General features: G+C 59.1%; 8 protein-coding genes. 4 read left to right on the top strand and 4 right to left on the bottom strand.

What is annotated here, in order from left to right; all coding sequences use genetic code 11:
• Window positions 1-192 precede the first annotated feature (192 nt).
• From Q7O77_RS08060 to yjiA, 4 genes are all read left to right on the top strand, one after another.
• Complete coding sequence (locus Q7O77_RS08060) at window positions 193-1119, top strand: LysR family transcriptional regulator (RefSeq protein ID WP_304165527.1); 927 nt, start codon at window positions 193-195, stop codon at window positions 1117-1119.
• A 334-nt stretch (window positions 1120-1453) separates the two neighbouring features.
• On the top strand, window positions 1454-3604 hold the full coding sequence (locus Q7O77_RS08065) for a carbon starvation CstA family protein (protein WP_085651675.1): 2151 nt from the start codon (window positions 1454-1456) through the stop codon (window positions 3602-3604).
• 52 nt (window positions 3605-3656) lie between these two features.
• Window positions 3657-3860, top strand: coding sequence for a YbdD/YjiX family protein (locus Q7O77_RS08070; RefSeq protein WP_085651674.1), 204 nt, complete (start codon window positions 3657-3659; stop codon window positions 3858-3860).
• Between the two features lie 17 nt (window positions 3861-3877).
• On the top strand, window positions 3878-4840 hold the full coding sequence (gene yjiA / locus Q7O77_RS08075) for a GTPase (RefSeq protein WP_304165545.1): 963 nt from the start codon (window positions 3878-3880) through the stop codon (window positions 4838-4840).
• 26 nt (window positions 4841-4866) lie between these two features.
• Here yjiA and btsR read toward each other — a convergent pair whose 3' ends face one another.
• From btsR to Q7O77_RS08095, 4 genes are all read right to left on the bottom strand, one after another.
• Entirely contained in the window at window positions 4867-5586 is a 720-nt protein-coding gene (btsR, locus tag Q7O77_RS08080) for a two-component system response regulator BtsR (RefSeq protein WP_304165533.1), read from the bottom strand.
• Entirely contained in the window at window positions 5580-7268 is a 1689-nt protein-coding gene (locus tag Q7O77_RS08085) for a sensor histidine kinase (RefSeq protein ID WP_304165536.1), read from the bottom strand. The genes btsR and Q7O77_RS08085 overlap by 7 nt, the downstream gene beginning before the upstream one ends.
• A 416-nt stretch (window positions 7269-7684) precedes the next feature.
• Complete coding sequence (mukB, locus tag Q7O77_RS08090; RefSeq protein WP_304165539.1) at window positions 7685-12127, bottom strand: chromosome partition protein MukB; 4443 nt, start codon at window positions 12125-12127, stop codon at window positions 7685-7687.
• A partial coding sequence (locus tag Q7O77_RS08095) for a chromosome partition protein MukE (RefSeq protein ID WP_304165542.1) occupies window positions 12124-12404 on the bottom strand: 281 nt, incomplete at its 5' end. The genes Q7O77_RS08095 and mukB, both read right to left, overlap by 4 nt.

The raw sequence follows: 12404 nt of genomic DNA on the forward strand, positions 1-12404 counted from the left end.
GCCAATATCTCCTGCAAGGTCGCCGCTTTTCCTGCGGGAGAAGACCCCAGCTGCAGTGCCGCCACAACGGATTTCGCCATACTCTGTTCCCCTGTCATCAATGGTGAGTGGCCGCCTCGATCGTGATGCGGCATGGGCTTCAGAGTGGCACTACGCTAGAATGAATAAAAGCCCACTTCGTCGCTGAATACTATGAATGAAATTAATATCGGCTCACTGGATCTCAATTTACTGAAGACCTTCGAGGCGTTGTATGAAGAAGGCAGCGCCAGCCGCGCGGGCGTCAGGCTCGGGTTGACTCAGTCCGCCGTGAGCGCCGCATTGAAACGGCTCAAAACGCTGTATCACGATCCGCTGTTTATCCGCAACGGACGCGGGTTGTCGCCCACGCCCAGAGCCAGCGAACTCCAGCCGTTGGTCAGCGACGCTTTAAACAAATGTCGCGAAACGCTGCTGCTGTTAAACCACGAAACGGCGTCGTATGCGGGCCGAACGGTCATCGTGGGTCTGTCGGATGATTTTGAGCTGGCGCTGGGACAGCCGCTGTTGCAGAAGTTGCATCAGCAGTCGCCCGGTCTGCGCGTCGTGTTTCGGCAAACCCACAGCCAGATCGCCGCCGATATGCTGCTGCGGCATGAACTGGATCTGGCGCTGACGGCGGGGGGATTTACCTACCGCTCACTCTCCAAAAGTCATCTGGCGACCGGGGGCTACGCTTGTCTGATCGCCTCAACATCGGATGCGCCTTCACCCACGCTCACGCTTGACGAGTTCATTCGCCGCCCGCATCTGCTGGTCTCGCACGGCGGCTATATCGGTCTGATGGATGAAAAGCTGACCGAGCTGGGACTCGCCCGCACCGTCGGAGCATCGACCACGCACTTCGCCGCCATCCCCTGGCTGCTGAAAGACAGCGATCTGGTCACGACCATTCCGGCTCACGCGGCCAAAGCCATTGCCGAGATGGTGCCGACACTGCGCTATGTCCCTTGTCCGCTGACGATGCCGAACTACGCCATTGAGTTAGGATGCCGCCAACCGGCCCTGCGCGACCGGCCGATACTGCGGGTGCGCGAGGCACTGACCGAATTGACGACGGCTTTCGACTGGGCCGGATAGCCGATAAATTGATATCGGTAACACTTTTGATATTTTCTCGCGGGACCGGTACCTCCTCCCGCGGCCTGCTTCTTCGCTTTTACCGTCTTTAATGAGATCGCCCTCACACATTCAAGCCAGTAATAACCTCATGAATACCACTGACGCGCGCCCATGACCGCTCACCGGGAGTATCCCGCCGCTCACTCAATTATCCCACCGACCTACTGCCAAATTCGCCACGATAGCCGCCAGTATCAACACTGGCTTTATCTCTAACCCCTAAAACCCATACAGCCTTATTAAAGCAGCCCGTTTCGCTGTTTTACTGGTTCGTCTGACAAGCAGGTTTTGTATGAAAAATAATGCGTTCCTGAAACATATTCCCTGGGTGATCATCGGCATCATCGGCGCGTTCTGTCTCTCTGTCGTCGCTCTGCGTCGGGGAGAAAACGTCAGCGCGCTGTGGATTGTCGTCGCGTCCGTATCCGTCTATCTGGTGGCGTACCGCTATTACAGCCTGTACATCGCCCAGAAAGTCATGAAGCTGGACCCGTCGCGCGCAACGCCCGCCGTCATCAACAATGACGGTCTCAACTACGTGCCGACCAACCGTTACGTTCTGTTTGGACACCATTTCGCGGCCATCGCCGGTGCTGGCCCCTTGGTGGGACCGGTTCTGGCGGCGCAGATGGGCTACCTGCCCGGCACGCTATGGCTGCTAGCGGGCGTCGTGCTGGCCGGTGCCGTGCAGGATTTCATGGTGCTGTTTATCTCCTCTCGCCGTAACGGCGCGTCGCTGGGGGAGATGATCAAAGAAGAGATGGGCCGCGTACCGGGCACCATTGCCCTGTTCGGCTGCTTCCTGATCATGATTATCATCTTGGCGGTGCTAGCGCTGATCGTCGTGAAAGCGCTGGCGGAAAGTCCGTGGGGCGTGTTCACCGTGTGCTCGACGGTGCCGATCGCGTTGTTCATGGGCATCTACATGCGTTTCCTTCGCCCAGGCCGCGTGGGCGAAGTGTCCGTCATCGGTATTGTGCTGCTGGTCGCCTCCATCTGGTTCGGCGGCATTATCGCGCACGATCCGTTCTGGGGACCGGCGCTGACCTTTAAAGACACCACCATCACCTTCACGCTGATTGGCTATGCATTTGTGTCCGCGCTGCTGCCGGTGTGGCTGATTCTGGCGCCGCGCGACTATCTGGCGACGTTCCTGAAGATCGGGGTGATCGTCGGTTTGGCCGTGGGGATTGTGATCCTGAATCCGGATCTAAAAATGCCCGCCATCACCCAATACGTGGACGGTACCGGACCGCTGTGGAAAGGCGCGTTGTTCCCCTTCCTGTTTATCACCATCGCCTGTGGCGCGGTATCCGGCTTCCATGCCCTGATTGCCTCCGGCACCACGCCCAAACTGCTGGCCTGCGAAACGGATGCGCGTTTCATCGGCTACGGCGCCATGCTGATGGAGTCCTTCGTCGCCATCATGGCGCTGGTGGCCGCGTCCATCATTGAACCGGGTCTCTACTTCGCGATGAATACCCCGCCCTCGGGACTTGGGATCGTGATGCCGAACCTGCACCAACTGGGGACGGAAAACGCGCCGCTGGTCTTGTCTCAGCTGAAAGAGGTCACCACGCAGGCGGCAGCGACCGTCAGCAGCTGGGGCTTCGTGATTTCGCCTGAACAGATTTTGCAGACCGCCAAAGACATCGGCGAACCGTCTGTACTGAACCGCGCAGGCGGCGCGCCGACGCTGGCGGTGGGCATCGCGCTGGTGTTCCATCAAATCATTCCCGCCGCGGATATGGGCTTCTGGTATCACTTCGGCATCCTGTTTGAGGCGCTGTTTATTCTGACCGCGCTGGATGCCGGTACCCGTTCCGGCCGCTTCATGCTGCAAGACCTGCTGGGCAACTTCATCCCGTTCCTGAAAAAAACCAACTCGCTGCCCGCCGGTATCGTCGGTACGGCAGGCTGCGTGGGTCTGTGGGGCTACCTGCTTTATCAGGGCGTGGTCGATCCGCTGGGCGGAGTGAAGAGCCTGTGGCCGCTGTTCGGTATTTCCAACCAGATGCTGGCCGCGGTCGCTCTGGTGCTGGCCGCCGTCGTGCTGGTGAAGATGAAGCGCACGCAGTATCTCTGGGTGCCGCTGGTGCCTGCCACCTGGCTGCTGATATGCACCACCTGGGCGCTGGGCATGAAACTGTTCAGCACCAACCCGCAGATGGAAGGTTTCCTGTTCATGGCACGGGAGTATAAGGCGCGCATTCTGGCCGGCGGCGAACTGACCGCGCAGGAGGTCGCCAACATGAATCACATCGTGATTAACAACTACACCAACGCCGGTCTGAGCATTCTCTTCCTGGTCGTGGTCTACAGTATTATTTTCTACGGTATCCGCACCTGGCTGAACGCCAGAAAAACGGATCAGCGGACAGATAAGGAAACGCCGTACGTTCCTATTCCTGAAGGCGGCGTAAAAACGTCTTCCGGACATTGATGATGCTTAGCACAGCCCCGCTTTGGCGGGGCTGAACTCTTAGGAAAACACGATGTTCGATCAATTAGGCAAGGCGTCGAAGTATCTCGGACAGGCCGCTCGCATGCTGATCGGGATCCCTGACTATGAAACCTATGTCACGCATATGCAGACCAACCATCCGGACAGCCCGATCATGACCTACGAAGAGTTTTTCCGTGAGCGTCAGCAGGCGCGCTATGGCGGCGACGGTAAAGGCGGCATGCGCTGCTGCTGACCCAAAGGAGAATCATGATGACCCCCATTCCCGTCACGGTATTAACCGGCTTCCTCGGCGCGGGCAAAACCACGCTGTTGCGCCACATTCTTAACGCCCCCCACGGTTTGAACATTGCCGTCATCGAAAACGAGTTTGGCGATGTCGCCTTTGACGACCAGCTGATCGGCGACCGCGCTACGCAGATCAAAACGCTGACCAACGGCTGTATTTGCTGCACCCGCTCCAGCGAACTCGAAGATGCGCTGCTCGATCTGCTAGACGGTCGGGACAAAGGCGACATCGTCTTCGACAGGCTGATGATCGAGTGTACGGGCATGGCCGATCCCGGCCCGATTATTCAGGCCTTTTTCTCCCATGACAGACTCTGTGAGCGCTATTTGCTGGACGGCGTGATCACGCTGGTGGACGCCGTGCATGCCGACGAACAGCTCGACCGCTTCCCGCTGGCGCAATCGCAGATAGGCTACGCCGACCGCCTGCTGTTGACCAAAACCGACCTCGCGGGCGACCACTCTGCGCTAACGGAACGCCTGAGCCGAATCAACGCCCGTGCGCCAATTTACCCAGTTACACAGGGTCAGATTGATCTGTCACATCTGTTCAACACCCACGGTTTCCTGCTGGACGAACGCGTGGTCGCCGCAAAACCGGTCTATCGTTTTGCCCCCGGCAAGCCGGATGACATCGCCTCCATCGTCGTCACACTCGACTATCCGGTCTCGCTGGACGCCGTATCTAAAGTCATGGAAGGCTTACTGGCAGGTTTTACCGATAACCTGCTGCGCTACAAAGGGATGCTATGGATTCAGGATCAGCCTCGCTGTCTGCTGTTTCAGGGCGTGCAACGCCTATACAACGCCGACTGGGATCGCGAATGGCAGCCCGAGGAAACGCCGCGCAGCACGCTGATTTTCATCGGCGTACAGCTGCCGGAACAGAACATCCGTCAGGCCTTTGAGAACCTGCGCCCTCAATGACGCCTTGCGGGATGCGCTTTCACCGCTCAGAGACCGAGCGTTTCCTTGAGGTTTTTGAGATAGCGACGGCTGACCGGCACGGTTTGACCGTTGCGCAGCAGCAGCTCCGCCTGCCCGTTGTCTTCCAAACGGATCTCGCTCAGGTGGGCCATATTGACCAGATATTGCCGGTGGCAGCGCAGGAGCGGCGTGCGGTTTTCCAGCGTCCTCAGCGTCAGGTCGGTAACCCCTTCACGACCGCCGTGGCTGGTGACATAAACGCCGCTCATGCGGCTGCTGACGTAGGCGACGTCCTCCATCTGCAGCAGATAGATACGGCCGCGACCGTTGCAGGGAATAAATTTTAGCGGCGGCTGTTGGTCGGAAAGCACGGAAATATCCTGCTCCTGTCGTTCCCGCCGCAAACGCGTAAGGGTTTTCTGCAACCGCGCGGACTCGATGGGCTTAAGCAGGTAATCAAACGCGTGTTCTTCGAATGCCTTGACCGCGTACTCGTCGAAAGCGGTCAGAAATACCGTATAGGGCCGATGCTGATGCTCCAGCATGCCCACCATCTCCAGTCCGCTGATGCGCGGCATTTGAATGTCGAGAAACATGACGTCGGGACGCAGCGCATGCACGGCACCGATGGCTTCCACCGCGTTGGCGCACTCGCCGACAATCTCGATATCGCGCTCCAGTTGCAGTAACACACGCAGGTTTTCCCTCGCCAGCGGTTCATCGTCAACAATCAACACTCTCAGCATAAACGCTCCTCCCAAGGCAGCCGCAGGATGATGCGGGTAAACGCGTCCGGCTCACAGGTGACCGTCAGGCCGTAACCGTCGCCGAAACGCGCTCGCAGACGCTTATCCACTAAGCTCATGCCCAGACCGGTTCCCTTCTGACTGGGTTGATACAGACCGGCATTATCTTCTATCGCTAAAATCAGGTGTTCGTCCTCCCGGCTGGCTCGTATCGTGATTTCGCCGACGCCCAACAGCTGGGAGGTGCCGTGCTTGATGGCGTTCTCCACAATCGGTTGCAGCGTAAAGGCGGGCAACTTCTGCATCGACAGCTCATCCGGCACTTTCAACTGGACGTTGAGCCGCGACTGAAAGCGCGCCTTTTCGATTTGCAGGTAGGCGTTAACGTGATCCAGCTCGTCGGCCAGCGTGACGATCTCCGTCGAACGCTTCAAATTCTTGCGAAAGAAGGTCGACAGGTACTGCACCAGCTGCCCGGCCTTGTCGCTGTCGTGGCGGATCACCGCCATCAGGGTATTGAGCGCGTTAAACAGAAAATGCGGATTCACCTGCGCATGCAGCAGTTTGATCTCCGACTGGGCCAGCAACACTTTCTGATCTTCATACTTACCCGCCAGAATTTGCGCCGACAGCAACTGCGCGATCCCCTCGCCCAACGTCCGGTTAATAGAGCTGAACAGGCGATGTCGGGCTTCATAGAGTTTAATCGTGCCAATGACGCACTGGTTCTCGCCGCGTAGCGGAATGACGAGCGTAGAGCCGAGCTTGCACTGCGGATGCAGCGAGCAGCGGTATGGCGTTTCGTTACCGTCCGCGTACACGACCTCGCCGGTTTCCAGCGCGCGCCAGGTGTAGTCGGACGAGATGGGCTTGCCGGGCAGATGATGGTCATCGCCGATGCCGGTAAAGGCCAGCAGCTTCTCACGGTCGGTGATCGCCACCGCGCCGATATCGAGTTCCTGAAACAGTACCTGCGCGACCTTAGTGCTGTTCTCTTCGTTGAAGCCCTGCCGCAATATTCCCTCGGTCGAAGCCGCCACCCGCAGCGCCGTGGCGGAAAACGCCGAGGTGTATTTTTCAAACATCGCGCGCTTATCCAGCAGAATACGCATGAACATCGCCGCGCCGACGGTGTTGGTCACCATCATGGGCGCCGCGATGTTTTGCACCAGCTGCGACGCCTCCTGAAACGGGCGGGCAAGCAGCAGGATAATCGCCATCTGCGTCAGCTCGGCGACCAGCGTGATCGCCCCCGCCGTGAAGGGGCTGAACAGGCTGTCGCTGCGCCCGCGCCGGATCAATACGCTGTGTACCAGCCCGCCTAACAGGCCTTCGGTGATAGTGGAAATCATGCAGCTGAATGCGGTCATCCCGCCCATAGCATACCGATGCAGACCACCTGTCAGGCCGACCAGCCCGCCGACCACCGGACCGCCCAGCAAGCCGCCCATAACAGCGCCAATCGCGCGCGTGTTGGCGATCGAGTCGTCAATATGCAGGCCCAGATAGGTTCCCATAATGCAGAACATCGAGAAGGTGACGTAACAGAGCAGCTTGTGCGGTAACCGCACCGTGATTTGAATCAGGGGAATAAACAGACGCGTTTTACTCATCAACCAGGCGATGACTAAAAACACACACATTTGCTGCAATAGCAGTAACACCAAATTAAATGCGTACATACCCGGAGGCCGCCAGTTTTCTGTAGGAGTACCTTATCCTGATTCGCACAGGGATTCTTTGAATCGTGGCATAAAACGGACAAATAAGGGGCAAAATACGGCACAAATCGTCTGCACCGATAGAGAGAAGAAACCGGGCGAAGCAAGCGCCTGCTGTGACCTCAAGTCACACCGATGCGGGTTTTATACATCCTGAGAGGAGTCAGTGACGGTGTCACGAATGGAGCCAGGTCGGCGTATTCGCCGCGTCGCTGGCATGTGGAAAGACATCCACCACAGATCGGGGGAAGTAGGATGGCGGTCAAGGCCACGTTGGCGCGGCCTGCGCTTCACACGAAGTGGGAGAACATAACTATCTGAAACTAAAAAAGGCGACCCCCGCCGCAGCGGAGATCGCCTCTAACGTACGCTGAACGCTACGACGTTGGCGTCGCCACGCTCTCTTCGGTTTCGCTGGCGAAGCCGCGCAGGCCAACCACATGCACATGCTCGTGGTTCTGGTACACCTTACGAACCAGCTTGTAGGTGGTGCCTTTCTCCGGACTGATGTTCTCCGGCGCCGCGATGATCAGCTGCATTTCCAACCGTTCGCACAGCTCGAACAGTGTCGCGATGGATTTGGCATCCAGACGCGCCGCTTCGTCGAGGAACAGCAGACGACAAGGCGAGATATCCTTGCCGCGCAGCCGTTTGGACTCTTCTTCCCAGCTCTGCACCACCATCACCAGAATGGACATCCCGGTACCGATGGCTTCCCCGGTCGACAGCGCCCCACTCTCCGCACGCAACCAGCCGTCGGTGCCGCGGTTGACCTCCACTTCCATCTCCAGATAGTTGCGGTAATCGAGCAGTTCCTCGCCAATGGTCTGCGGCGCGCGCTGACCCATATCGATTTCCGGATTCAGACGCTGATAGAGTTTCGCCAATGCTTCAGAGAAGGTCAGACGGTTGCTGCTGAACAGATCCTGATGCATCTCTTGCTGTTCGGACAAGACGTTCAGCAGCGTGGTATGGGTTTCACGCACGTTGACGTTCAAGCGCACGCTGTTGACCTGACCGAACGCCACCGCCTGCAGCCCCTGGTTCAGCATGCGGATGCGGTTCTGCTCGCGCTGAATGGTTTTGCGGATGATGTTAGCCACGCTGCGCGAGCTGATCGCCAACGTCTTCTCACGCGAGGTCAGCTCCTCCGTCAGGCGGTTCAGCTCGATCTCCATCTGTTCGATGGCTTCCACCGGGTCATCGGTGCGAATGATGTCCTGACGGATACGCTCGCGCAGATGCTGGTATACCGCGATGTAGAACTGGATTTTGCGTTCCGGACGTTTGGGATCTTCGGAGAGACGCAACACATCGCGCAGATGCTCGTTGTCCGCCACCGCCTGACGCAGCGCACCCAGCGCCTTATCCGACATAGAGCGCAGCTCGTCACCGCTCATGTAAGCCAGTTCGCGGCGATGCAGTCGACGCTCCATGCCGTTGTCGCGCACCAAACGCATGACGGAGCACCAGCCGGACTTGGCGGTCACGACCTGTTCACGCATCACATGGTAGTCGCGCTCCAGCTTGCGCAGTTTCTTCTGCAAGGCATCCATTTCGGCTTCGCAGAAGGTCAGCTGTTTCTCGAGCTGGTTGCGACGCGCGCGGTTGTTGCTCAACGCGGCATGCAGCTCGTCACGACGCTGACGGGCGCGAGCTTCCGACTCTGCATCCGCACGGACGCCAATATCCGTCAGTTCCTGCGTCAACTCTTTCAGCATGTCGCGCTTGGCGTCATAGGCGCTTTTCAGCGACGCCTGAAGCTGGCTGTACTGCGCCAACTGGGCCTGATGCTGGCGCAGCTGATCGCGAGCGCGGGTACGCTCGGTTTCCGCCTGTTCAAGACGCTGACGCAACTTCTCGTTGAGATCGGCGTCGGCGTTGAGCATGCTCGCGGAGTCGGTATAGCTGAAGTGCGCCCGGCGCTGTACGACTTCGGTCAGCGCGAAGGCCTGCTGTTTGGCGAGACGCTGCGCGCTCTGCGCCTGCGTGTAGTCCGCCTGCAATTGTTCATGCTGCTGCGGGTCGTTCTGCAACACGCTGACCAGCGGTTCTAGCTGCGCCAGCGTGGCGCCGTGCTGCTGGATGAAACGTGCGGCGTCTTCCGCCTCGTCAAGCTCCTCGCGGATTTCATCCACGCGATCGGCCAGCGTGTCGTCGCACAACAGACTAATGCGTGGGATCAGACGGTTAAGCAGCGCCGTGTTCTCTTTCGCCTGCTCATACTGCTGACGCTGTTGCTGATTTTCATTATCGAAATTGCTGATGGCACGTTCCAGCTCGCCACGACGGCCGCTCAACTGGCGGATATCCTCTTCCGGATCGTCATCAAATGCTACGGCCAGATGCGCGCCGATAAAGCGGCTGAATGCCTGATGCAGGCGCTGAGTTTTCTGGACATCGAACGACAGCGTCGCGTACTGCTCGGAGAGCGCATCGCATTCGCTGCGCAGGCTTTCCAGACGCTGTTCGCGCGCGGCGCGGCCAAACAACGGCACGGAGGGGAAGCGCGAGTAACGCCACTGACGGTCGGCAATCTTCACCACGACCGCTTTTTCCAGCTCTTCCACTTCGAACACGCTGTCATCGAAGGACTGCGGATCGCCCTCGATCAGGTAGAGATCTTCCGGGCAGTCTTCCAGACCGGAGAGCTGTTCACGCACCAAAGACAGGTCCGCCACCACGATAGCGTGACGCGACGGTCCATACAGCGCGGAGAAGTAAGGCGCGTCGTCCAGCGTGACATCGTCGTAGATCTCCGACAACAGTACGCCGCCAAAACGCTCCGCCAGCGCGTTCAGACGCTGATCTTCCGACCCGCCCGGCTGGCTGAGCCGTTCGATCTGCGCTTCGACTTCGCGCTTGCGGGCCGCCACTTCATCACGCTCGACGGTGGTTTCGCGCTCGCGCTCCAGCAGCTGCTGCATACACTCCGTCACCTGACGGCTGTCTTCGAAGTTTTCCCCGCTCTGTTCGCTGAGCTGGGATAGCGTTTCCTGCGCCGCCAGCCATACCGGCGCGCGGGCCGTCAGCTGCTGGATGCGCTGCTGGATTTGATCCAGCTCCTGACGCAGCGCCATACGGCGTTCGCCCGCTTCCGCCACCAGTCCGGCTAACTCTTCGATCTGCGCGTCTAATTCCTGCTGTACGCCCTCAAGCTCTTCCGGCTGATACTCCTGACCGTTGCGTTTGGCAAAATCTTGCAGCAGACGTTCGGCGTCCTGCTGCTCACGCAGGCGCTGCTCCAGCTCGGACAAACGCATTCTCAACGGCTGTACGCGTTCGGCCTGATAGCGCTGGGAAGAGCTGTCGCGCAAAGCGTCTTTGGCGACCTGCCAGGCTTCGCTGCGGCTAACCGCGCCTGCAATGCGGGTCACCAGCTGATAAGCCTGCTCGTATTGGCTGTGCGCCGCATCGGCCACGCTCAGTTTCTGCTCCAGCATCAGCAGCAGTTCTGTGGCTTCCTGCTCGCGGGCGTGGAACGTGTCCAGCCAGTCATCGGCGTTTTCCGGCGTGAGATCCGGCTGCTGACACAGCGTCCGGGCGCGCTCCAGCGCCTGACGCGCCTGCTGGTACTGAATCGCACGCGTTTGCTGGGCATCCAGCGCCTGCTGGTAGTCCGCCAGCTGGCTTTTCAGCTCATCGACTTCCAGCTCCGCCGCGTCGGCGCGCTCCTGATTCTCTTCTTGCTGATCGTGCGCTTCCGCCACGATTTCATTCTGTTCTTCGAGTTTGTCGCTCAGCTCTTCCAGATCGCCGCTGTAGCGCTCGATTTTTTCCTGCTGACGCATCGCGGTCTGCACCAGACTCAGATGGTCGCTGGCCGACTGATAGTCCGTTTCGAGATCGCTTTCCGCGCCGCTCTGTTCATGCAGCTCGCGCGACATTTCCACATGGCGGAACTGCTCGGTCGCCAGCTGTTTGCGGCTGCCGAATAGATCGCGACGCAGCGTTAACGCGTTGTCCAGATGAATGCGTCGCTCATTGGCGTGCCGCATGTAGTCCGCCGCCACATAGGAGGTGGCTTCCGAGATCAGATGCTTGAACAGATCGCGGTCAGACTGCGTGACGCGGATCGCTTCAAGCGTCATACGGTTTTCGCGCAGCGCGGCTTCCATATCCTGAAACGCCTTGCGCACGCCGCTGTTTTCCGGCAGCAAATAGTCGCGCAGGGAGCGGGTGATGGCGCTGGAGATCCCGCCGTACAACGACGCTTCGATCAGGCGATAGAACTTGCTGCGGTCAGACGCAGAGCGCAACCGACGCGGCACGATCCCCAAATCGAACATCAACGAGTGATAGTCGGTAATGGAGTTGAACTGCTTAAACTGCACGCCGTCGATCTCTTCCAGACGCTCTTTCAACTCAGGTAACGGCAGTACCCGCGCCTGACGTTCGCCGACGGTCTGAGTCAGAATCTCGGTCGGGGCGACGGAGGTCGGCAGCCCCTGAATGGTGAAGGGTTTGATATCCACTTTGCGATCGCGACCGGCGACCTGCTGGAGGCGTACGCCCACCAGTACGCGCTGGTGGCGGGAGTTCACCACATCGAGAATGGAGTAACACACTCCGGCGCGCAGCTTGCCGTGCAGCCCTTTATCGCGAGAACCGGAAGTCGCGCCGGCCTCGGTGGTGTTGCGGAAGTGCAGCAGGGTCAGGTCGGGGATCAGCGCGGTGACGAAGGCCGCCATCGTGGTGGACTTCCCGGCCCCGTTACCGCCCGACAGCGTAGTCACCAGTTCATCCAGGTCGAAAGTACGGGCGAAGAAGCCGTTCCAGTTAACCAGCGTCAGTGAGCGAAATTTACCGCGTTCAATCATTCCTGTTCATCCTCAACACTCGGGTTATCGCCGCTTGACTCTCCGTCGTCGCTGTCTTCCAGCGACAGGCTGCTTTCCACCGGCATGGCTTCGCCGTCGCGGATCATACGCAGCTGCGCTTCACGCGGATCGTCGCCGCTGCGCACGTCGGCGCCGAAGCGGAATACCGCTTCGGTGATGCGGAATTTGCTGTTATCGCTGCCCATGAAGTAGATCATGCCTAGTCGGCGCAGGCGGTTCAGCGAAGTGCGGACTCTGTCTCTTATACACATCTGAC

It is taken from the genome of Lonsdalea britannica (genome assembly GCF_946477055.1).
Lineage (GTDB): Bacteria > Pseudomonadota > Gammaproteobacteria > Enterobacterales > Enterobacteriaceae > Lonsdalea > Lonsdalea britannica_A.